The sequence below is a fragment of the Comamonas trifloxystrobinivorans genome, from assembly GCF_043359985.1.
GTDB classification, from domain to species: Bacteria; Pseudomonadota; Gammaproteobacteria; order Burkholderiales; family Burkholderiaceae_C; genus Comamonas; species Comamonas trifloxystrobinivorans.
Genome location: NZ_JBHZGV010000015.1, coordinates 82,183 through 104,616, shown reverse-complemented (window position 1 = coordinate 104,616; position 22,434 = coordinate 82,183). Strand labels below are relative to the sequence as shown.

Sequence of the window (22,434 nt, the reverse complement as noted above, 5' to 3'; positions counted from 1 at the left end):
AAGGCAGTTTCCAAGACGTGGAGCTGTTACCTATGTCCTTGAACTAATGTGTTACCTATGAGTGTGAGTCATACCGGCACGTTTTTTCCCCTCGCTTTTTGTCGTGCAACAAAAAGGGAGGTCGCCTGCCGGGGCGAGACCCGGACAGCAGCGGCAAGCAACAAGCACCACGCCAGTGAGAAAACCAGCCCACCAAAATCGAGCCACCTACAGCGCGCTCGAATCCCGCGCCACCAATAACCCGTATCATCGCCGCCATGCCCGCTCCGCCCACCACCACCAGTTCCAACACCTCAGCCACGCAGGTGCAAGTGCGCGTGGCCGCAGCATCGGAGCAAATGGCACAGCAGCTGATCGAGCAACTGCAAACCACACTGGGAACGCCAAATGACTGGTTGTGGCAAGCCGATACCTATGCAACTCTCCACAGTGCCCGCCAAGCCACTGGCGATGCCGTGCTGCTGCTGGCCCCGCCGCTTGGCGCCAGCAATGGCAGCGATTCCGACGCACAAGCAGCACTGATGCAAACCCGCCAGCATCTGGTCGCGCATGGCCAGTCTTTTCAGCTGCTGTTCAGCCAAGGCCCGCGCCTGCTCGAAGAAGCTTTGACGGCCTTGTGCAACAGCTTCCCCGACGCCCCAGCCTTGCAAGCACGCCGCGCCGCCTTGCGCGAGCACGGCAATCTTTCGCGCTGGAGCTGGAGCTGCGAAAAGTGCAGCGATCCCGACTGCGAGCTGCGCTTGTTCAAAGGCCTGCTGAACACGGCGCAGACATAAAAAAACCACGCCGGCTTAGGCGTGGTTTGCGTGGATTGGGGCTTTGCATTCTTGCTTTTTTGAAAGCAGTACCGGCTTATTGCACCAGCTTCGATGCGGGCGGGTGGTTGCCCGGATCGGTGAACAAATGCGCTGCGTCTACCGCGTCAAACCGGTACTGCTGGCCGCAGAACTCGCAGCCCACTTCGATCAAGCCTTGCTCGGCCAGAATGCTGTCGGTCTCTTCCTGGCCCAGGTTGCGCAGCATATTGCCCACGCGCTCGCGGCTGCAGGTGCAGGCAAAGTGCGGGCCACCTTCGCCGTCTTCGGGCACAAAGCGCAAAAGCTTTTCTTCCCAGAACAGGCGGTGCAAGATGGTTTCCACATCCAGGCTCAGCAACTCGTCGCGGGTCAGGCTGGCGGCCAGGTGGGCGATGCGGTTGTAATCTTCGTTCTGACCGAACTGGTCGGCCTCTTCCGTGCCGTACGCGCCAGCGGCCAGGTTGCCTTCGCCCTTGATCGGCATGCGCTGCACCATCAAGCCAGCCGCCACTTGCTCGTTGGCGGCCAGCACCAGAACGGTATCGAGCTGTTCGGACTGGCGCATGTACTGCTGCAAGATGGCAGCCAGGTTGTTCAGCGGCTCGCCTTCGGCATCGACCAAAGGCACCACGCCCTGGTAAGGTTGCTGGCCAGGCAAGCGGTCCTTGGGGTCGAGCGTGATGGCGCAGCGGCCTTTGCCGTGGCGGTTGACCAGGTCGGTCAGCGTGTCGCTGGGCTGCACATCGCCAATCATGGTGACGGTGGAACGCACGCTCAGATTGGTCTGCACTTCGGCCACGGCCAGCTTGACCGGGCCGTCGCCCATGATCTGGAACACCAGGGCGCCATTGAACTTGATGTTGGACTGCATCAGCACGCCAGCGGCGCTCATCTCGCCCAGCAGCTCTTGCACCGGCAGCGGGTAGGCACCCGAGCTGGTGTTGGCGGCACGGCGGCGCAGAATCTCTTGCCACGCATCCGTCAGGCGCACGATGGCACCACGCACGGGCAGGCCATCAAACAAAAATTTATGCAGTTCAGACACCTTGTGTTCTTCCAATCCTGGTTGGCGTACGGCAGACGCGCTGCCGCCGCTGTTCGCTATTGTCAATCGGCCAATTTTCGCAGACCCGCCTGAAAGCGTTTCGCGTTGGCCATATACCCTTGGGCACTGCGCTTGAGGCCGGCAATCTGCTCCTCGGTGAGCTGGCGCACCACCTTGGCCGGGTTGCCGACGATCAGGCTGCCGTCGGGAAATTCCTTGTTCTCGGTGACCAAGGCACCGGCACCTACCAGACAGTGCTTGCCGATCTTGGCACCGTTGAGCACGATTGCTCCCATGCCGATAAGCGACTCGTCGCCAATCGTGCAGCCGTGCAAGATGACGTTGTGGCCGATGGTGACGTGCTTGCCAATGTCGAGCGGCTTGCCCTTGTCGGTGTGCAGCACGCTGCCGTCCTGGATATTGCTGCCCTCGCCCACCCGGATCGGGTCGTTGTCGCCACGCAAAACCGAGCCAAACCACACGCTGCTGTCTGCCGCCAGGTGCACCCGGCCAATCACTTGCGCGCTGTCTGCCACCCAGGCCGATGCGGCCACTTCCGGTTGCACTCCATCCAATTCGTACTTCGCCATCTTGTCTCCTGTTTTGATCTCGTCTGCCCATGCCGGCTGCATACGCGCAGCCGCAAAGCCGCGGCGCCAAGCGCCTCGGGGGCTGAGCCATAATTGTAGAGATGGAATTACGCCAAACCGCCCTGCAAGCCTTGTGCACGGCCGACCCCGAAGAAAAATCCGCCCTGGCGCTTGCCATGTATGCGCAACAAGCCAGTATTTCAATAGCCACCGAAGCCGTTCTGAGTGCCCCCGTCGGCATCGAGCTACCCGGCCACCCAGCCCGGCCCGAGCTCAAGCCCCACACCTCGGTGGCACGCCGCTCGCCGGCCACCGCCGAGGGCCGTGCCATCCTTTTACATGCGATCGCGCACATCGAATTCAATGCCATCAACCTGGCGCTCGACGCGATCTGGCGCTTTGCCGGCATGCCACGCGCCTTTTATCTGGACTGGCTGCAGGTAGCGGCCGAAGAAGCCAAGCACTTTCGCCTGCTGCGCGCCCACTTGCAAAAATGGGGCAAGGACTACGGAGATTTTCCGGCGCACCAAGGTTTGTGGACCATGTGCGAGAAAACCGCCTCTGACATTGTGGCGCGCATGGCCCTGGTGCCCCGCACGCTGGAAGCGCGTGGCTTGGATGCAACACCCCAGATTCAAGCCAAATTGCAACAAACCGGCGCCCCCGATGCGCTGGAGGCTGTCGCCATTCTGGACATCATCTTGCGCGAGGAAGTGGGCCATGTCGCCATTGGCAACCACTGGTACCGCCACCTGTGCCAACTCCAAGAGCTAGACCCAGAGGCGCATTACAGCGAATTGGTGGCTCGCTATGAGGCACCAAGGCCCAAGCCGCCGCTGAACCTGGCAGCCCGCAGCCAGGCCGGTTTCAGCGAAACCGAGCTGGCCTGGTTGCAGGCCCAGTTGTAACAAGCGCAACGCACTGCGCGGACGCGGCAATGCAAATAGCGATAAAAACCTGTGGCTGCAGTCCAGTCCACGCCGGTGGCAGCGTCCAAATTCAACGAGAATAATCGCTGGTTCCGAGATATAACGATTTGCCGAGTCCGCCCGTGCCGGCCAGTGCAGGCGGTGGTTCCAGTGGTCCATGCAACACACGAGCGCGTCATCTTCCTTCCCTCAACCCGCAGCTGCGGCTATGGATTTCACCTCCCCCGCACCCCCCATTGCCTGGCAGTCCATCAAGGATGCCAACGGGGCCTTGGTCGGCCACGAAATCTTCAACCGCTCGCGCACGGCCTCGGCCCACACCATGGATTCGGATCTGGCGCTGGCACATGCGGTGCTCTCGCACATCCAGCCCGTCTCGCTGCTCGACAACGGCCTGCTGTTCCTCAACACCACCTATGAAAGCCTGCGCGGCGCGCACCTGGATTTGCCGCCCGCCAACCAGATCGTGCTGGAAATCCCCTCGCTCGGCCACGCCGCGTCGAGCGAAGTCGAAGCCCGCCGCCCCGCGCTGGCCGCGCTGCGCGCCAAGGGCTTTGCACTGGCCTTCAACCACTCGGTGCTCGATTCTTCTTACGCACCCTGGCACGACCTGGTCAATTACCTGAAGATCGATTTCTCGGTGCTCGCCGCCGACCGCGCCGTGCTGATGATCCAGTGGGCACGCCGCATTCCTGGCGCCACGCTGATCGCCGACAAAATTGAAACCGCCGCCCAGCTGCAGTTGGCCCAGGAGAACGCCGTCGACCTGCTGCAAGGCTACGCCGTCAGCCGCCCCGAGCCGGTGCCCGCCCGCGTGGTGCTGCCATCTATCGAAGAGACCAATAGCCTGGTCGAACAACTCAACAACCGCGCCGAAACCGCTGCGCTGTCGGCTTTTTTACAGACCCAGCCGGCCCTGCTGTTCAACCTGCTGCGCATGGCGCGCTCGCTGGGCATGGCACAAAAACACAGCTACGCATCGCTGGAGCAATTGCTGAGCGTGCTCAGCCGCGAGCAACTCAAGGCCTGGGCCGGCATGTTGCATTCCGTGGCTACGGAGACAGAGCGCCCGCCCGAGTGCAAGCAAATCTATATCGACGGCAGCCTGCACCTGGTAGCCGCAGCCGCGCAGCAATGGCCGCAAGTGCCGCCCGCCAGCATCCACCTGATCAGCCACGCGCTGCTGCTAGGCCAAATGCTGGGCCTGCCTGTGCCGCTGTCGGCCGAGCAGCTGCTGCCGCCGGCTTTGTCGGCACCGGTTCAAGCGCTGGCCGAGCAATGGCAAGCTCTGGTGCAGCCGTACAGCCCGGATTGCTGAGCAGCAGCACCTGAAACACAGCCCACAAACCACAGCCCCGGCCACTCGCAGAGAGTGACCGGGGCTGTTTTCATGCTGCGCCACCCTGTTTGTTAACAAGGCGGCGCAAAGCCAGGCTGGTTTTCAATCATCCAAATGCTCTTCGTGCGCGCGCTCACGGATATAGAACGCCGCGATCAAACCCAAAGCCACGCCAAACATGACGTAGAAAGCCGGAGACATGGGCGAGCCCGTGGTCTTGATCAACCAGGTGACGATGAACTGGGCAAAGCCGCCGAACACCATCACTGCAATGTTGTAGGCCATGGACATGCCGACCGAGCGCACATTCGCTGGAAACAGCTCGGCCATCACCGTGCTGAACACGCCAAAGAATACCGACACAAACAGGCACACGACCACTTGCACGGTCATCAGCTTGGCAATCGTCGGGCCGTCCGTCAGCCATGCGTACAGCGGGTACAGCACGATCAGATAGCCCAGCAGCGAGCCGATCATCAGCGGACGACGGCCCACGCGGTCCGACCACGCACCCATGAAAGGCATCAACACCACCATCAGCGCCGCGCCCGCCATCTGCACCATGAAGGTGTCGTGCAGCGGCAGCTTGAGCGTCACGGTCGAGTAGGTCACCAGATAGGTGAAGGTGATGTAGATCGACACCGTGGCCGTCACCACCAGCCCCATGCCCACCAGGGTTTCGCGCGCGTGTGTGCGCAGCATCTCCAGCACGCCCACTTGGCGCACGGTGCCAGCGGCTTGCGCAGCCTTGAGCTTGACAAACGTCTCAGGCTCTTCGACATGGCGGCGGATATAAATGGCCACCGGCACAATCAGCAAGCCCACCGCAAACGGAATGCGCCAGGCCCAGGACATGAGCTGCTCCTGCGTGAAAAAGTCGGTGATCAAGGTGCCCACGGCAGCGCCAATCAGCAAGGCGGCCATCTGGCCCGTCATCTGCCAGGAGCCATAAAAACCGCGCTTGCCCTTGGGCGCGAGCTCAATCAGCAAAGCCGTCGAGGTACCGAACTCGCCACCCGCAGCAAAGCCTTGCAGCAGACGCGCCAGCACGATAAAGATCGGCGCCCAGATACCCACGCCCTGGTATGTTGGCGCGAAAGTGATGAGCGCAATGGCCACAGCCATGATGGCGGTCACCATCACCATGGCCGCCTTGCGGCCCTTGCGGTCGCCATACAGGCCCAACAAAATGCCGCCCACCGGGCGCATAAAAAAACCCACGCCAAACACGGCCGTGGTCATCAGAATCTTGTTGAGATCGTCGCTCGGATCGTTCGGGTTGCTCGGGAAGAACAGCTTGGCCACGATGGGCGTCATAAAGGCGAAGACGAGAAAGTCATACCATTCCAGCGCGTTGCCGATGACAGCGGCCAGAATATTTCTCTTGGATACAGCAGTTGATTGCACGCAAAAATCCTAAAAACACAAGTCGCAGTACAAGGTCAGCGCTGCCGGGTAAGCCCATCAGCACATGCCGTTGCTTTACACAAAACCCCTTCACCAGCAGCCACCGGGCCACGCCGCAACGCCGCTATGCGGTGCAAGCCAAAACTCTCAAAACGGGGGATTTGGAAAACAAGCGATGCGCGCGCCATGCGAAACCCACACGGGCGGCCAGAAAGAGGCAGGAAATTGTAGCGGCGGCCCTGCGCGCCGCCGCCCGGCGCAGCGATCTTTTCTGCATCAGCTACCAACCGCTGGGAATAAGCGGATAAAAATGCTGGTTTGCAGGAAGGCGAGCGCTGACCCTCCGACCTCACCGCTCTTCGCCCGATACCCCACCTGCACTTCCACCAAGCGGCACCGTTCTCGCAGGCTGTTCGGCTGCTCGGCTGCTCGGCTGCTCGGCTGCTCGGCTGCTCAGCTGCTCAGCTGCTCAGCTGCTCAGCTGTTCAGGATGCCCTTCCCCACCCCTTTCAGCCAGCGCCTGCGATCGCAGCCAATACCGGCGGTTTGGCTGCCGCAGAGCAGCCAAACTTCGTGCTCTGACTTGCGGTCGCTGTTTGAACGGAGAGCCTTCGGCTCGGAGTGAGTTCGACCGCACGCCGGTATTGGCTGTGATCGCAGGTTGCCCCGAAAGATTCGCTACGCGAAGCTTTCGGGGGACGCTGGATGTGGGGCAGATTTTTCGCCGGGGCGAGACCCGGCCAGCAGCCGCATGCAATGCCCACCAACACCAGTGAGGAAAACAGCCTGAAAGCCAGTACCCGAAGCACGCCACGCCAACCCGCGTAGCGCAAAAAATAGCCGCTGCCTGCCTAACAGGAAGCGGCCATCTTCAATGCTCGCGCGCGGCTGACGCAGCAGCATCAGCATCAGCAATAGCTACTGCCTCACCGCCTGTCCGCCAACGCATGGGCAATCGTGCCCAAATCCACATACTCCAGCTCGCTGCCAATTGGCACGCCCCGCGCCAAGCGGGTAAAGCCCACGCCTCGGCGCTGCAATGCCTCGCCAATCACATGTGCTGTCGCCTCGCCCTCGGCGGTGAAGTTGGTGGCCAGAATCACTTCTTGCACCACGCCATCGCTGGCTCGCTCCAAAAGCTGCTGCACGCCTATGTCGCGCGGGCCAATGCCGTCGAGCGGCGACAAGCGCCCCATCAGCACGTAATACAGGCCTTTGTAGGCACCGGTGCGCTCCAGCGCAGCTTGATCGGCTGGCGTCTCTACCACGCACAGGCGCGCTGCGTCCCGGCCAGCGTCGAGGCAAGTTTCGCACACTGCGTTCTCGGTAAAGGTATGGCAGCGCTCGCAATGCCGGATACGCGTGCTGGCCTCGTGCAGCGCGCGCGACAACTGCTCTGCGCCCGCACGGTCGTTCTGCAACAGGTGGAAAGCCATGCGCGATGCCGATTTGACGCCTACGCCAGGCAGGCGGCGCAGCGCCTGCACCAAGGCTTCGAGGGTGCTGGTATCAGACATGGAGGGCAGCCTCCGCCTCGCGCAGGCTGCCGAACAGCGACTGGGACAAGGCTTAGAACGGGAACTTCATGCCACCGGGCAGGCCTGGCATGCCAGCGGTGATCTTGCCCATCTTCTCGTTGCTGGTCTCTTCGGCCTTGCGCACGGCGGCGTTGAAGGCGGCAGCCACCAGGTCTTCGAGCATATCCTTGTCTTCGCTCAGCAGGCTGGGGTCGATGGTCACGCGCTTGACGTCGTGCTTGCAGGTCATCTGCACCTTCACCAGGCCAGCGCCCGATTCGCCTTCGACCTCGATATTCGCCAGCTCGTCCTGGGCCTTTTTCAGGTTGTCCTGCATGGCCTGGGCCTGCTTCATCAAACCAGCGAGTTGTCCTTTGTTGAACATGAAATTTCCTTGTTTCTTGAAAACCGGTCGTGCGTGCAAGCGCAGCGCTTGCACAAACGCGCCATCATAGGGGTTGAATACTGCCAGGCACGATTTTCGCGCCAAATTGCTGTATCAGCGACTGGACATAAGGGTCATTGCGCACCACTTCTTCGGCGGTGCGCTGGCGCGCATGCTGCGCCTGGGCCTTGCGCCGCGCCGGGCAATCCTGCACCGGGCCGACGCTGACCTCGATCTTGCCCACCAGGCCTGCAGTCACCAGCGCCGTGCGCAAGCGCTCAACCGTGCCGGGCTGCGCCAGCGACTCCAGATCAACCTGCAACCACCAGCATTCGGGCTCGCGCCGCAGCAACTGTGAGCGCAACGCCAACTGGCGCGCCACGGCGGTAATGGCCTCGGCCTCGATCAGGCGCACCACAGTGTCGTTCCAAAAACCGCCTTCGGGCGTATCGACAAAATCGGCAGGCACGCGGCCCAGGCTTTCGCCAAAAGTATTGGCCGGCTTGTCGTACTCGCTCACCTGGTGCGCTTGCACGGGCAAAGCGATCAGGCTGGCAGGCGCCGGAGCTGGGTGCTGGCCGTTGTGTGCGGCATCGTCATGCTGTGCAGCTGGCTGGTGCGCAGGCGCAGCATCTTGCAGATAGGCCTCGTCGGGCACATCGTCAAAATACGGCGCGTCGTCATTCGCTTCATGCGCCTGGGGCGCCATCTCTTCTTCGTCGTCGCGCTCGTCGGCATCGGCGCTTTCATCAACAACATCCTCTGCGGCGGCACTGGGCGCAGCGGGGATAGGCTGGGCGCGCGCTGGAATCAAATCTTCGGCCGTGCGGACCGGCAGCTTGACGGCATCGGCCGCTGGTGCCGCAACAGCGGGCACGGCGGCAACTGGCGCTGGCTCGGCTTGCACTTGGGGTGCAACCACTTCCACTTCTGCGGACTTTTGCGCAGGCTCGTCTGGCAACGGCTCCCAAGGCGGCACTTCGGCGGCTGGAGCGGGAGCAGGCTTATGTATCGGCGCTGCCGTGTTGACGGTCGGTGTTGCCGGGCTGGGTGCAGCCGCAACGGGTGCTGGTGATGGCGCCGCCGTTGGCGCTTCTACTGTTTTGATAGCTGCCGGCGCTGGCTGGACAGTACTTACAGTGGGTTTCGCTGCAGCCGCTGCATGCGGCGCAGTGCCAGCACCTAAATTATTTGCTGTTTTTTTTTCAGCCTCGCCCGCAGGCTTGAAGGCCAGCAAACGCAGCAGCGCCATGGTCAGCGCCGCGTACTCGTCGGGGGCCAAACCCAGCTCGGCACGGCCATGCAGGGCAATGCTGTAGAGCAACTGGGTTTCATCGGCTGGCATCAATTGCGCCAGGCGCAGCAGCTCTTGCTGCTCGGCATCGTCGCTGGCAACAGCCGCTTGGGCTTTGTCGGGTACCGCTTGCAGCACAGCCATGCGCTGCAATTGCACGCTCATATCCTCCAGCGTCGACACGGCAGACAAACCCTGGTGGCGCAACTGGTCTACCGTAGCTACCACCTCGGCACCATCGCCACGCGCCAGTGCATCAATCAGGCGGAACACATGGCTGCTGTCCACCGCGCCCAGCATCTGGCGCACGCCGGCCTCTTGCAACTGGCCGCCGCCAAAAGCGATGGCCTGGTCAGTCAGCGACAGCGCATCGCGCATGGAACCACGGGCCGAGCGCGCCAGCAAGCGCAGCGAAGGCGCATCGGCCGAAATATTCTCTTGTGCCAGCACCTTGGCCAGGTGCTCTTGCACCGTCTCGGGCGCCATCGGCCGCAGGTTGAACTGCAGGCAGCGCGAGAGCACGGTCACCGGCACCTTTTGCGGATCGGTCGTGGCCAGCACAAACTTCAGATACTCGGGCGGCTCCTCCAGCGTCTTGAGCATGGCGTTAAAGGCGGTATTGGTGAGCATGTGCACTTCGTCGATCATGAAGACCTTGAAGCGCCCCTGCACCGGCTTGTACACCGCCTGCTCCAGCAAGCCTTGCACCTCGTCCACGCCGCGGTTGGAGGCTGCGTCCAGCTCGGTGTAATCGGGGAAACGGCCGCTGTCGATCTCGGTACAGGCCGGACACACGCCGCAGGGCGTGGCGGTGATACCGCCCTGGCCATCAGGGCCCGTACAGTTGAGCGACTTGGCCAGAATGCGCGACACCGTCGTCTTACCCACCCCACGCGTGCCCGTGAACAAATAGGCATGATGCAGGCGCTGCTGGGTGAGCGCATTCGTCAGCGCCTGCACCACGTGCTCCTGCCCCACCATTTCAGAAAAATTCCGAGGGCGGTATTTGCGAGCGAGAACAAGATAAGACATAGCCCCGCATTCTACGGGCAGACGCAGCGGCCATCGGGGCCGCGCTGTCGGTTACAACCGACAAAGCCGCCCAAGCCGCGCCAGCAGCACCTCTGCGCCCTCGTCCCGGCTGATTTATGCCCGGATTGCCCCGAGGGCCCTGTTTCTTTCGGTACAATGCAGCGCTGACGGGCCTCCTCGCATGGGGAAGCGGCCAACCGGGTCAGGTGGGGAACCAAGCAGCCCTAACTGTGGATCCAGTGCCGAGGGTAAGGCTCGTCACCTTTCGATGGGAAACCTCTTTACAGACAAGAGGCTGTCTTTCCCAGCAAAGGCATTCAACCCAATTTGAAACGCCTCCGGCAAACTTTGTCGGTGCTTGGCTGCGCCTAGCCCTTGGTTGCGCCAAAGGCCATGGCATGCCCAGCCTCGCGTGCATGCGCCAGCGTTTTCACGACTTAAAAATCGTCGTTGCCAAAGCCGCCGCCAAAACCACCTCCGCCACCGAACGAGTCGTCCTGGGTGACGCCGAACGGATTTCCGTGAATGTCTACATCGTCCACCATCGGTGTTCCATCGATATTCACTTGCGGTTTGTTCAGGTCCGATAAATCGGACCCGATTTTTTCCATGCCGCTGTCAAATCCGAAAATATCCGTCAGCCACTTCAGCATACTCACCACCTCATAGTTAGTATAAATTTTCGCGCCCAGGCAAATTCTTCGCATCGAACTCTATAGCCTGCCGCTGCCGCTATCAATCACCCAGGCGTCGACCGCAAGCCTGAACCTGCGCGTACCCATCTCCGCAAGAGCGCCCGCCATACCAGTCTTCTCCCACTCGGTGATTTCCGACTTGGGTAACCAGCCAACTTCACCAATCGTGTGGAAAACAAAGCCTGAAAAAACTCGTCCAAAGATTTATTTTTAGTAAGCAGTCACACCGAATATGAAATGACGTTGTCGCTGCGCGACTGCGCGCAGAAAAAGGGCTGGGCAGCATTAAGATGAATCGCATGAGTACCACCGTAATTGAAATTCTTATTGTTGTAACCCTGGCGTCTGCTCTCATTCCTCTGCTTTTTCCAGACATCTTTGGCAATGGCAAAGATGAAGAGTAATCACCGTCCATAACAAAGCCCCTCGCAAGGGGCTCAGGGTTGATGACAGGTGAAAGAATTCACCGCTTCCCACCGCCTCCGGGGGGGGTTGTTGCTTCGGCCTTCTCCTGATGGATTGCCCGACTTGCTGGGCCAGCAATTTTTGGCCGCACCATCTCCACAGAAGCCTGAAACCCAGAAGCCGCAAACGTCTGCAGAGCTCACGCAGTCCAAGAAAGCTAAACAGCTGCAGGCCATGAGCGGCCCATAGCCGACCAAGCAACTGCTTTTCCTCGGCAATTCTTATTAGCCCGAGCTCTTCAAAAAAAGCACCTGCTCCTGCTTTTGGGCAGGAGCAGGCGCCGCGGGGCACTGCGTCAGACTGCTTTCCAGAAAATATAGTCGGCTTGGTATTGCACGACTTGCTTGCTGCCCAGGTTGCTGGCACCGCAGGCCATGCTCGGTGCGACTCCTCCCTTGGTTGTTACTCGCTGAATGTAGGTCACACCTTGCATGGCTCCCATGCCGGTGGCTGGGTTTGCCTTGACCAGTTGCAGCGGGATGTTGCCTGTACCAGCGGGCGCCACGGCCACCTGTGTCGCTGTGACTTTGGATCCATCATTGTTTTCCCAGGTAGCGGGTGGGCCCCAGTATTTGCCGATGACCGCGCCACTGCGGGTCTGCAGCTTGGCGTCGGGGCCGACAAACACCCATTCGTGTTCGTTCGCCATGTCCTTCTTGGCTCGGCATTCGTAGGTGATCTGACCGACGCCCACGGTTTCCATGGCTACTTTGTGCCCCGCAGGCACCTGCACGGCTGCAGGGAGCTCCGCTTGTGAATAGGTGGAGTGGGTGGACATGGATGAACAGGCGGTGAGGCTCAGCGCCGCTACGCCAAGGGCTGCCAGAGAGAGGGTCTGTTGATGCTTCATGAGAATGTCCTCGAACAAGGTGGAGAAAAACGCACCGCGCAGGTTTTGCTCGGTGCCCAGGGTGCTGCGTGTCAGGCCCCAAAAGACAGGGCGTTGCCGGGCAAAGGTTGCCCCAGCGCTGAGATCAGTGCGGTGTAGTGCATGGTCTCATCGGCGGCCAAACGGCCCGCAACCTTGGCCAGGTCACGGCTCTCAAATGCGGGAATGACGCCCAGGTAAGCGTTGGTCGCGCCAAGCTCCAAGCGTGCGGCCAGAGCCAACACATCGTTTTGGGTTTTGAGCGTGTTGGCCTTCAGCGCTTCGGCATAGGTCTGCATCGACGCCTCGGCCACCGGCTTGCCGCCCATTTTCTGAATGGTCGCAATCAGGGCGTCACGGTGGGCTTTGTGGTGGCTCTGAAACTGCACCGCCACATCCAGCACCGGCTTTTGCAGCAGGCCGCTGCCAGCGCCCAACTGGTAGGCATTGATGGCCTCATGCTCCAGCCCCAGGGCCACATTCAGAATTGATACGTCCTTGGACGGATCGCTGCTCATACCCTGCGCCAAGGCCTCGTTGCCCGCCAGCATGGCCACTGCCACCGCTGACAAAGTGCCTGTGGTGCCAAGAAAGCCGCGACGCGAGGCTTGCTGGAGAGAACGACCTGCAAACAGATGGATACCCATGATGACTCCTGGTTGACTGTGGGGCTGCGCCGGCCATTTTTTTGTGTCCGACACCTGTAATACGCAGCTCTTGAGGCAGCGGATTCAGGTTTTTGAAAATATTTTTTTCGGTGATTTATCGCCTGACCACATCCAGCCTGCGAGATGCTGCGTATAGATAAGCAGAGCAGATCGGCAAGAGCTGTTGGCATTTTTCCAACAGCGCCGCACGAAAGAGCGCTTGTGATCACAATGGCTGCATGAGCGCCCACACACCGGACAAGCAACTGATGGAACTACTCGACCGCGTAGCTGCCCGAGAAGAGGCCGCTCTCAAGCTTTTGTATGACCAGACCGCCTCGCGGCTGTATGGGCTGGCTTTGCGCATCGTCGGCAACAAGGAGTGGGCTGAAGATGTTCTGCAAGAGAGCTTTCTGGGTATCTGGCGCAACGCAGGCAGCTACCAGGATTCGCTCAGCCCGCCTTTGGCCTGGATGGGCATGGTGGTGCGCAGCCGGGCCCTGGACTTTTTGCGCCGACACCGGGCCGAGCGCCAGCATCTCCATCTGCCGGTCGAAGACCTGGAAGAGCAGTTGCCAGACCAGCAAACGCAAAGCCCGATGCAATACGTAGAGGCCAGCGAACAGGCAACCGTGCTGCAGCAATGCCTGCAACAGCTGGAGCAGCCCCAACGCCAGGTGGTGAGCCTGGCCTATCTGAGGGATTGGAGCCACAGCGAACTGGCCAGTCAGCTGAAGCTGCCGCTGGGAACCGTCAAAACCTGGATGCGCCGCAGCTTGGAGCAATTGCGCAAATGCATGGCTCGCCATGTTTGAGTACCGGGAGTCTGTGCCATGAATCTGAGCCAAAACCCCGAGTTGCTTGACCGTCTGGCTGCGGCCTATTCCCTGGGCACGCTGCGCGGCGGGGCCCGCCGGCGCTTTGAGCAACTGGCTCGTGAATACCCGCAAGTGCGAGCCGCCGCCCTGCTGTGGCAAGGCCGCTGGTCTGCCTTCGCCGAGGTGCAGCAACCAGTGGCGCCCGATGACGCGGTCTGGGTACGCATCAACAACCTGCTGCAAGCTGAAAAAACCAACGCCCCGCTAGCCCAGCAACACAACGCGGCACCACCATTACCCGTGCACGCACTGGCTTGGTGGCGTGGGCTGGCCTTGGCAGGCAGCTTTGCCGCAGTGGCCGCCGTCGCCGTGGGACTGTGGTCGCACCAGGGGCTCAAAGTGGCGTCACAGCAGCAGCTGGCGTCGCTACAAACGCAACTCCAGACAGCGCAGGCCGCATTGCAGGCTGCGCCGCAGATCCAATACGTGGCGGTGTTGGCCGACGGCAAGGCCGATGCGTCCATGCTCGTGACCTTCGACCCCAAAAACAAGCAATTGGTTTTGCAGCGCGTGAGCGGTTTCAAGGAGGCGGACAACCAGTCTCTGCAACTCTGGGCTTTGCCCCAGCAAGGTGCACCGCGCTCCTTGGGCGTGATGGGCGCCGGCAAGCTCGAGCAGATCTCCGCGCAAGAGACCGATGTGAACGCCATCCCAGCTCTGGCCATCAGCCTGGAGCCCAAAGGCGGCGTGCCCAGCGCAACGGGGCCAACGGGGCCGGTGCTGTTCAAGGGCGCACTCATTCGCCGGGATCTTTGATTCCGACCTGCGCCAACGCCTCAGCGCCCGGCGCCCAGTGCCCCGCGCCTGATGCCCGCGTGGCGAAAGCAGGCACGGCGATTTTTCAAGGCCCGTTGCCTTGCAAAAATCGCCGCACGTGCCCATCACACTTCCGTGCAGCACCCGGCTTCTTGAGCCGGGCAGCATAGAGCTTGGTCGGTGCAAAACACCCGTCAAACCACCTTGCCAGGGTTCATCAAGCCGTTCGGGTCCAGCGCGGCTTTGAGCGTGCGCATCAGCGCAATCTGCTCGGGCGAGCGCGCGTGGCCCAGCCATTTGCGCTTGAGCGTGCCTATACCGTGCTCAGCGGAGACGGTGCCGCCAAACTCGCGCACCAGGCCGTAGACGATGGCGTCGATCTTTTCCTTGGGCTGCTCCTCAGCGCCCGGCTCGTACACGATGATGTGCAGGTTGCCATCGCCGATATGGCCGTAGAACAGCGTGACCGGGTCGCGCAGCGCCGCGTGCAGCGCCTCGCGGCAGCGCACGACGTATTCGTCCATGCGGGCGATTGGCAGGCCCACATCAAAGGCCACATGACGCGGGAAAAACGAATGCAGATCGCCGGTTGCATCGCGGATCGCCCAGAACGCCTTGCCGTCGGCCAGCGACTGGGCAATGGCCGCGTTGGGGATACTGCCCTCTTCCAGCATTTCGCCGAGCCAGGCCTCAAAGCGCGGCGCATCGTATTCACCGTCCGTGCCCAGCGCCTCGATCAGCACGTAAGCGCCATGCGCCGTGGTGTCGCCTTCGAAGGGACTGCGCACGCCGGGCGCCTGGGTGGTGGCAAAGTTCCAGTACTCGGGCCACATCACTTCGAAGGCCGAAAGTATCGGCCCCAAACCTTGGCGGGCCGATTGCAGCAGCGTGAGCACATTGCCAAAATCACTCGCCGCGCAGATGGCGACCATGGTGGACGCCGGCTTGGGCGAGAGCTTGAGCACCACGCGGGTGATGACGCCCAGCGTGCCCTCGCTGCCGATGAACAGCTGCTTGAGGTCGAAGCCCGCGTTGTTCTTGATCATCTTGTTGAGGCTGGTGACGACCGTGCCATCGGCCAGCACCGCCTCGATGCCCAGCACCATCTCGCGCGCCATGCCGTAGCGGATGACGCGGTTGCCGCCCGCATTGGTCGCCAGGTTGCCGCCGATGGTGCAAGAGCCGCGTGCGCCCAGGTCCAGGGGGCAGAAAAAGCCGGCCTCGCTGGCCGCGTTCTGCACTGTCTCCAGCGGCGTGCCGGCCCAGACCGTCATGGTGGCCGATGCGGCATCCAGCTCTTCGATGCCGCTCATGCGCTCCAGCGACAGCGCAATCTGGCTCTCTGCCGCACGGGCGCCGCCGCACAGACCAGTCAAACCGCCCTGTGGCACCACGGCCACGCCATGCTGGTGGCAGATGCGCAGCGCGGCAGATACGCCAGCAGTATCGGCAGGCCGCACCACGGCCAGCGGCGTGGAAGGCAGCAGGCCGCTGTAGTCGTTGCGGTTGCGCTCGGGCACGGCGTCGCCGGCCAGCACGGCGGCCGGGCCCAGCTCCGCCAACAGCGCTTCGATCACGGAGCCCATCACAGTGTCTTGTGTCATATCGTTTGCTTGCCGGCCATCAGCCGCCGTAGAGGAACTTGGCTGGCCCGGTCACGAGCCAGGGGAAAATGACCATCAGCAACAGCATCAGGAACTCAGCGATCATGAAAGGCCAGACGCCCCGGATCACGTCGTCCATCTTGATGCGCGCCACCCCGGCCACCACGTTGAGCACCGTGCCCACCGGCGGCGTGATCAACCCGATGGAGTTGTTGATGATGAACAGCACGCCAAAGTAGATCGGGTCAATGCCGGCCGCTTTGACCACGGGCATCAGCACCGGCGTCAGAATCAGAATGGTCGGCGTCATGTCCATGGCCGTGCCCACCACCATCACCAGCAGCATGATCATGAACATCAGCAGCATCGGGTTGCCGATGAAAGGCTGCAGCATGTCCACCACCTTGCCAGGCAGATCGGCCACGGTAATCAGCCAGGCCGACACCAGCGCCGCCGCCACCAGAAACATCACCACGCCCGTGGTACGCGCAGCGGTAACGAACACGGCGTAGAGCTGCGAAAGCTTCAGTTCGCGGTAAATCACCACGGCCACGAAGATCGAGTACACCGCAGCCACCACGGCGGCTTCGGTCGGCGTGAACACGCCAAAGCGCAGGCCCACCAGAATGATCAGCGGCAGCATCAGCGCCCAGCCCGCCTTGCGGAAGGCCAGCCACACCTCGCCTTTGGTGGCGCGTGGTGGCGGCGTAACGTGCTCCTTGCGCACCAGCCACCACCAGGTGATCCAGAGCGAAGCGCCAATCAAGATGCCGGGGAAAATGCCGGCCAGGAACAGCTTGCTGATCGAGAGGTTGGCGGCCACGCCAAAAATCACAAAGCCGATCGACGGCGGGATGATCGGGCCGATCACGCCGGCCGCCGCGATCAGGCCGCCCGAGCGCGCCTTGTCGTGGCCAGCCGCCACCATCATCGGGATCAGCAGGGCCGACAGCGCCGCTGCATCGGCCACGGCCGAGCCCGACAGCGCCGACAACACACAAGCCGCCACAATGGCCACATAACCCAGGCCACCGCGCACATGGCCAACGATGGCCAGCGCCAAATCCACAATGCGCTTGGACAGGCCGCCGGTGTTCATCACCTCGCCAGCCAGCATGAAGAAAGGCACGGCCAGCAGCGGAAAGCTGTCGGCGCCGTTGACAACGTTCTGCGCCAGAATCTGCGCGTCGAACATGTCCAGGTGCCACATCAGCGCCACGCCGCACAGCAGCAGCGAGAAGGCGATAGGAATGCCGATCGCCATGGCGCCCAGCAGAGAAATCAGAAAGACAGCGATGGTCATGGTATTGGTTCTCCCGTGCTCAACGCTTGGCCGCAGCGTCGGCGGCAGCCTGGCGGTCTTCTTCGGCAATGCGCGCCTGCAGCGCCTCAAACTCGGCGGTTTCCTCAGACTCGCGCACCATCACCAGCGCATCGCCTTGCAGCTTGCCGCTGAGCACACGCCACAAATCCCACAGCAAAAAGACTGCGGCCGACGCAGCAAACACCACGCCCGAGAAATAGAAGATGCCGACCGACATGCCCGTGGTCGGGCCGGTAACGTCGAGGTTGATCTGCGTCTGCTCCCAGCTGCCCACGGCCAGCAGGTAGCACACCCACAGCATCAGCAGCTGGCCCACCACCAGGCAGAGCTTTTTGCCCCAGTCCGGCAGCCGGCTCACCAGCATGTCTACGCCCAGGTGGCCATGCTCCTTCATCGCCACCACGGCGCCCAGAAAGGTGAGCCACACAAACAGCCAGCGCGACACCTCTTCCGACACCGTGATGCCGGAGTTAAAAACATAGCGCAGCACCACGTTGCCAAACACCAGCAACACCATGCCGGCCAAGGCCAGCGCCATCAGAAAATCCAGCAGCTTGCAGTAGCGGTTCATCCAATATTCCATGGCTGTCTCCTTTGTTAGGTTTTGTTCTGGTCGCAGACCGGGAATCACAGAGGCTGGCGCGCAGCCAGGCCGCGTTGGACCAGGTGGTTGATGAAAGCGCGCAGGCCAAAGCGCCAGGGCGGCGCGGTCTCGCTGTGCGTCACGCGGTTGACCAGCGCGCCCAGCCGGGCACTGCGGATGGTGACGCGGTCGCCCAGCTTGTGCGTGAAGCCCGAGCCGGGCTGGTCGCGGTCTTCAATAGGCGCGAACAGCGTGCCCAGAAACAGCATGAAGCCGTCCGGGTATTGGTGGGCGGCCAGCGTCTGGCCCACGATGTCGGCCGGGTCGCGGCTGATGCTGGTCATGGTGTTGATGCCGCGCAGCACAAAGCCGTCCTCGCCCTCCACCGTCAGGTGCACGGTCTCGCGGCGCACATCGTCCATGCCAAAACCGGCATCGAACAGACGGATGAACGGGCCGATGGCGCAAGAGGCGTTGTTGTCCTTGGCCTTGCCCAGCAGCAGCGCGCTGCGGCCTTCGATATCGCGCAGATTCACGTCGTTGCCGAGCGCCGCGCCAACAATCTCGCCACGGCTGTTGACGGCCAGCACCACCTCGGGCTCGGGGTTGTTCCAGGCGGAATCAGCGCGAATGCCAATCTCATCACCGCAGCCCACCGAGGCCAGCACCGGCGCCTTGGTAAAGACCTCGGCATCCGGGCCAATGCCCACTTCGAGGTATTGCGACCACAGCCCTTGCTGCTGCAGCAGTGCCTTGAGCTCCATCGCCTTGGGCGAGCCCGGCTGGATACTGGCCAGGTTCTCGCCAATCAGCGCCACCACCTGGCCGCGCAGCTCCAGCGCACGCGATGCATCGCCCCGCGCCTGTTCCTCGATCACCCGCTCGATCATGCTGGTGGCAAAAGTAACGCCTGCGGCCTTCACCACTTGCAGATCGCAAGGCGCCAGCAACCAGGGCAAAGCCTCGTTGCGCACACCCGGCAGGCTGTTGGAGAGCAGCTCTTCAACGCTGCCAACCCGCGCTCCAGATGCAGCGCGCGCGGCTGCGGCCGGATCGCTGCTTTCGAGCAGCGTGCTCATGGTGGCAAACGACTGGCTCAGGTCGAAAACGCCCTCGGGGCGTAGCGCGACTACGGCCGGGCCGGCCAGCTTGCCAGGCAGCCAGGCCCGGCCCACCAGGGTGCCGGCCAGACCGTCTTCGGGAAGAAGTTGCGCCCATGCGGCGGCTTCACGTGACGTGCTCATGTGTTGGTCCATTTCAAGGTTGGGCGCCCGCCGCAACGGCTGCGGACGGGCGGTGGTTCAGTGGTTGTGGCGAGGCGTGACCTCGGCGATGCGGCGGTACTTCAGCGCAAACTCCAGCGTGGCGCCTTCGGCCAGCTGGCCCGTCTTCTCGCGGTACAGCTCTTCCCACGGCGAATGGCTGGCAGGGATGGGCGGTGGCGGCAGCTCGCGCAGCCGGCGCTCCACTTCCTCGGGCGCCACCAGCGCGTCGCAGCGGCCGGCGTTGAGGTCGATGCGAATGGTGTCGCCGGTCTGCAGCCAGCGCAGGCCGCCGCCGGCCGCGCTTTCGGGCGAGGCATTGAGGATCGATGGACTGTCGGCCGTGCCGGACTGGCGGCCGTCGCCCAGCGTGGGCAGCGTGCTGATGCCGCGCTGGATCAGTGCGTCTGGCGGCTGCATGTTGACCACCTCTGCCGAACCGGGCCAGCCCAGCGGGCCAGCGCCGCGCATCACCAGAATGCAGTGCTCGTCGATATTCAGCGCCGGATCGTTGATGCGGTGGTGGTAATCGTCACCGCCTTCAAACACGATGGCGCGGCCTTCGAAAATACCTTCCTGGCCCGGGCGCGACAGGTAACGCTCACGGAAGCGCTCCGAGATCACCGAGGTCTTCATGATCCCGAAATCGAACAGATTGCCCGCCAGCACCATGAAGCCCGCCTTGTGCATGAGCGGCTCGGCAAACGGGAAGATCACCTCGCGGTCGTGCGTCTGGCGGCCCTGCAGGTTCTCGGCCATGGTCTTGCCGGTGACGGTGGCGCAATCCCCATACAGCTTGCCGGCCTGCTGCAGCTCCCACATCACGGCTGGCACGCCGCCGGCGCGGAAGAAGCGCTCGCCCAGGTACTTGCCTGCAGGCTGCATGTTGACGATCAGCGGCAGGTCGTAGCCGTGCTCGGTCCAGTCGCTGGCATGCAGCTCCACGCCTGCATGGCGGGCCATGGCCATGATGTGTACCTGCGCATTGCTGGAGCCGCCGGCGCAACTGACCACCGACAGCGCATTGAGAAAGCTCTCGCGCGTGAGAATGCGCGAAGGCTTCAGGTCTTCCTGCGCCATTTCGACAATGCGGCGGCCGGTGGCGTAAGCCATCTGCGCGCGCTCGCGGTACGGGGCTGGAATGGCGGCGCAGCCTGTCAGCGACAAGCCCAGCGCCTCGGCCACCGCGTTCATGGTGGAAGCGGTGCCCATGGTGTTGCAGTGGCCAGCCGAAGGGGCGCTGCTGCAGGCACGCTGCAGAAACTCTTCTTCGTCAATCTCGCCCGCCGCCAGGGCGCGGCGGCTGCGCCAGATCACGGTGCCGGAGCCCACCAGCTCGCCCTCATGCCAGCCGTCAAGCATGGGCCCGCCGGACAAGACGATGGCAGGAATGTCCACGGTGGAAGCGGCCATGATGCCGGCCGGCGTGGTTTTGTCGCAGCCGGTGGTGAGCACCACGGCGTCGATCGGGTAGCCGTACAGAATTTCGACCAGGCCCAGATAAGCCAGGTTGCGATCCAGCGCGGCCGTGGGGCGGCGGCAGTTCTCGAAAATCGGATGCACCGGAAACTCGATCGGGATGCCGCCCGCGTCGCGAATGCCTTCCTTGACGCGGCGCGCCAGATCCAGGTGGATGCGGTTGCAAGGCGACAGATCGCTGCCGCTTTGCGCGATGCCGATAATGGGCCGGCCCGAGCGCAGCTCTTGCGGGGTCAGCCCGTAGTTCATGAAACGTTCGAGGTACAGCGCAGTCATGTCCGAGCGCTCGGGATCGGCGAACCAGTCCTGAGAGCGGAAGCGGCGGCCTTGCTTGGTATCCATGGGGTGTTCTTCTGGCAAAAGGATCGGGAAAGCGCGGAAAAGCGCGGGGAAAATCGCAGGGAAAAACGGGGGCCAAGACCGCGGTGCCAGCCAGAGACCTGGCGCACCGCGGACAGGCATGCCGCTTTACTTCTTGCGGGCTTTTTCCAGCTCGGCCATCAGCTCGCGCGTGGTGGCTTCGCCAAACTCCTTGCTGAACTTGGTCACCACCGGCTGCAGCTTGTCGCGCAGCTTGGCTTGTTCGGCCGGTGCCAGCTCGGTCACCTGCAGGTCCAGCTTCTTGAGCTCGTCCAGCGCCTTGCCATTGAGCGCCCGGATCGACTTGCGCTCAAACGCCGTGGCCTCAGCAGCGGCCTCCTTCACAATCTTCTGCTCTTCGGGCGAGAAGGTGTCCCAGGTCTTTTTCGACAGCAGCAGCACCCAGGCGCTGTAGATGTGGCGCGACTGCACCATGTGCTTTTGCACCTCGTAGAACTTGCTGGTGAGCACCGTCACCGTGGGGTTTTCCTGGCCGTCCACCGCCTTTTGCTCCATGGCCGAATACAGCTCGGTAAACGGCAGCGGCGTGGCATTGGCGCCCAGCGTGGAGAAGGTCTCGACGAACAGCGGGTTCTGGATCACGCGCAGTTTCAGGCCAGCCAGATCTTCGGCCTTGTTGATGGGGCGGCGCGAATTGGTGACGTTGCGAAAACCGTTCTCGAAATAAGCCAAGCCGATCAGTCCCTTCTCCGGCAGCTTGTCGAGCAGCTTCTGGCCGAAGGGGCTGTCAAGCACGGCATCGGCCTCTTGCTCGTTGGCAAACAGCATCGGCAGGTTCAGCACGCCGAAGTCCTTGACGATGGAGACCAGCGTGGAGCTGTCGGGGATCGTCATCTCCAGCGTGCCGCCGCGCAGCGCCGAAGTCATCGTCACATCGTTGCCCAGCGTGCCGTTGGCAAACACCTTGGCGGTGATCTTGCCACCGCTCTTGGCAGCCACCACCTCAGCGAAATGCTTGAGCGCCAGCGCCTGCGGATGGTCCTCGGTGATACCGGTGCCGATCTTGATGGTGCGCTCCTTGATCTGCGCCATGGCCGGTGCGGCCAGCGCCGCCAGGAGGGTTGCGGCAAGCGCAATGGACTTCAGCTTCATGTTATTTGTCTCCGGTGAATGTGGTTGCAAGCGGGCCCAGGCATCGGTCTTGCGCACCTGCAAGA

General features: G+C 62.4%; 20 protein-coding genes and 1 other RNA gene. 6 read left to right on the top strand and 15 right to left on the bottom strand.

Going from position 1 to position 22,434, the window contains the following annotated elements; genetic code table 11:
• Window positions 1–257 precede the first annotated feature (257 nt).
• Window positions 258–776, top strand: coding sequence for a hypothetical protein (locus tag ACFIQF_RS18960; protein WP_393945201.1), 519 nt, complete (start codon window positions 258–260; stop codon window positions 774–776).
• Window positions 777–852: 76 nt separating this feature from the next.
• Here ACFIQF_RS18960 and hslO read toward each other — a convergent pair whose 3' ends face one another.
• Together hslO and ACFIQF_RS18950 are read right to left on the bottom strand one after the other, a co-directional pair.
• Window positions 853–1,842: an Hsp33 family molecular chaperone HslO gene (gene hslO, locus ACFIQF_RS18955; protein ID WP_393945200.1), complete on the bottom strand. Its 990-nt coding sequence runs from the start codon at window positions 1,840–1,842 to the stop codon at window positions 853–855.
• Between the two features lie 62 nt (window positions 1,843–1,904).
• Complete coding sequence (locus tag ACFIQF_RS18950) at window positions 1,905–2,432, bottom strand: gamma carbonic anhydrase family protein (protein WP_393945199.1); 528 nt, start codon at window positions 2,430–2,432, stop codon at window positions 1,905–1,907.
• A gap of 101 nt (window positions 2,433–2,533) precedes the next feature.
• Between ACFIQF_RS18950 and ACFIQF_RS18945 the strand changes: the two genes are divergently transcribed.
• The gene (locus tag ACFIQF_RS18945) at window positions 2,534–3,340 is read left to right on the top strand and encodes a ferritin-like domain-containing protein (protein WP_393945198.1); all 807 of its coding nucleotides are present in this window, start codon (window positions 2,534–2,536) and stop codon (window positions 3,338–3,340) included.
• Window positions 3,341–3,569: 229 nt separating this feature from the next.
• Window positions 3,570–4,679, top strand: coding sequence for an EAL domain-containing protein (locus ACFIQF_RS18940; RefSeq protein ID WP_393945197.1), 1,110 nt, complete (start codon window positions 3,570–3,572; stop codon window positions 4,677–4,679).
• 123 nt (window positions 4,680–4,802) lie between these two features.
• On the opposite strand, the gene ACFIQF_RS18935 is transcribed toward ACFIQF_RS18940, so the two are convergent.
• The 4 genes from ACFIQF_RS18935 to dnaX all read right to left on the bottom strand — a co-directional run bounded on the left by ACFIQF_RS18935 (window position 4,803) and on the right by dnaX (window position 10,335).
• Window positions 4,803–6,107, bottom strand: a complete 1,305-nt coding sequence (locus ACFIQF_RS18935) for an MFS transporter (RefSeq protein ID WP_393945196.1) — start codon at window positions 6,105–6,107, stop codon at window positions 4,803–4,805.
• Between the two features lie 926 nt (window positions 6,108–7,033).
• The gene (recR, locus tag ACFIQF_RS18930; protein WP_393945195.1) at window positions 7,034–7,624 is read right to left on the bottom strand and encodes a recombination mediator RecR; all 591 of its coding nucleotides are present in this window, start codon (window positions 7,622–7,624) and stop codon (window positions 7,034–7,036) included.
• Between the two features lie 52 nt (window positions 7,625–7,676).
• Window positions 7,677–8,009, bottom strand: a complete 333-nt coding sequence (locus ACFIQF_RS18925; RefSeq protein ID WP_393945194.1) for a YbaB/EbfC family nucleoid-associated protein — start codon at window positions 8,007–8,009, stop codon at window positions 7,677–7,679.
• 64 nt (window positions 8,010–8,073) lie between these two features.
• Window positions 8,074–10,335 (bottom strand): DNA polymerase III subunit gamma/tau, encoded by a 2,262-nt coding sequence (gene dnaX, locus ACFIQF_RS18920; protein WP_393945193.1) that lies wholly within the window; start codon window positions 10,333–10,335, stop codon window positions 8,074–8,076.
• 166 nt (window positions 10,336–10,501) lie between these two features.
• Here dnaX and ffs point away from each other — a divergent pair.
• An RNA gene (gene ffs / locus ACFIQF_RS18915) (signal recognition particle sRNA small type) lies at window positions 10,502–10,598 on the top strand.
• 174 nt (window positions 10,599–10,772) lie between these two features.
• Here ffs and ACFIQF_RS18910 read toward each other — a convergent pair.
• The 3 genes from ACFIQF_RS18910 to ACFIQF_RS18900 all read right to left on the bottom strand — a co-directional run bounded on the left by ACFIQF_RS18910 (window position 10,773) and on the right by ACFIQF_RS18900 (window position 13,010).
• Window positions 10,773–10,988, bottom strand: a complete 216-nt coding sequence (locus ACFIQF_RS18910; protein ID WP_393945192.1) for a hypothetical protein — start codon at window positions 10,986–10,988, stop codon at window positions 10,773–10,775.
• An 802-nt stretch (window positions 10,989–11,790) separates the two neighbouring features.
• The gene (locus ACFIQF_RS18905) at window positions 11,791–12,345 is read right to left on the bottom strand and encodes a DUF3455 domain-containing protein (RefSeq protein WP_393945191.1); all 555 of its coding nucleotides are present in this window, start codon (window positions 12,343–12,345) and stop codon (window positions 11,791–11,793) included.
• A 71-nt stretch (window positions 12,346–12,416) separates the two neighbouring features.
• Window positions 12,417–13,010: a ferritin-like domain-containing protein gene (locus ACFIQF_RS18900; RefSeq protein WP_393945190.1), complete on the bottom strand. Its 594-nt coding sequence runs from the start codon at window positions 13,008–13,010 to the stop codon at window positions 12,417–12,419.
• Between the two features lie 239 nt (window positions 13,011–13,249).
• Between ACFIQF_RS18900 and ACFIQF_RS18895 the strand changes: the two genes are divergently transcribed.
• Together ACFIQF_RS18895 and ACFIQF_RS18890 are read left to right on the top strand one after the other, a co-directional pair.
• Window positions 13,250–13,825, top strand: coding sequence for an RNA polymerase sigma factor (locus ACFIQF_RS18895; protein WP_393945189.1), 576 nt, complete (start codon window positions 13,250–13,252; stop codon window positions 13,823–13,825).
• Between the two features lie 18 nt (window positions 13,826–13,843).
• Window positions 13,844–14,644, top strand: coding sequence for an anti-sigma factor (locus ACFIQF_RS18890; protein WP_393945188.1), 801 nt, complete (start codon window positions 13,844–13,846; stop codon window positions 14,642–14,644).
• Between the two features lie 194 nt (window positions 14,645–14,838).
• Here ACFIQF_RS18890 and ACFIQF_RS18885 read toward each other — a convergent pair whose 3' ends face one another.
• The 6 genes from ACFIQF_RS18885 to ACFIQF_RS18860 form a co-directional block, all read right to left on the bottom strand.
• Entirely contained in the window at window positions 14,839–16,248 is a 1,410-nt protein-coding gene (locus tag ACFIQF_RS18885) for an FAD-binding oxidoreductase (RefSeq protein WP_393945187.1), read from the bottom strand.
• Window positions 16,249–16,267: 19 nt separating this feature from the next.
• Window positions 16,268–17,551: a TRAP transporter large permease subunit gene (locus ACFIQF_RS18880; protein WP_393945186.1), complete on the bottom strand. Its 1,284-nt coding sequence runs from the start codon at window positions 17,549–17,551 to the stop codon at window positions 16,268–16,270.
• A 19-nt stretch (window positions 17,552–17,570) separates the two neighbouring features.
• Complete coding sequence (locus tag ACFIQF_RS18875) at window positions 17,571–18,155, bottom strand: TRAP transporter small permease (RefSeq protein ID WP_393945185.1); 585 nt, start codon at window positions 18,153–18,155, stop codon at window positions 17,571–17,573.
• Between the two features lie 44 nt (window positions 18,156–18,199).
• A complete protein-coding gene (locus tag ACFIQF_RS18870; RefSeq protein WP_393945184.1) occupies window positions 18,200–19,399 on the bottom strand; it encodes a fumarylacetoacetate hydrolase family protein in 1,200 nt (399 codons plus the stop codon).
• Window positions 19,400–19,456: 57 nt separating this feature from the next.
• Window positions 19,457–21,238 (bottom strand): IlvD/Edd family dehydratase, encoded by a 1,782-nt coding sequence (locus ACFIQF_RS18865; RefSeq protein WP_393945183.1) that lies wholly within the window; start codon window positions 21,236–21,238, stop codon window positions 19,457–19,459.
• Window positions 21,239–21,364: 126 nt separating this feature from the next.
• On the bottom strand, window positions 21,365–22,369 hold the full coding sequence (locus ACFIQF_RS18860; protein WP_393945182.1) for a TRAP transporter substrate-binding protein: 1,005 nt from the start codon (window positions 22,367–22,369) through the stop codon (window positions 21,365–21,367).
• Window positions 22,370–22,434: the final 65 nt, after the last annotated feature.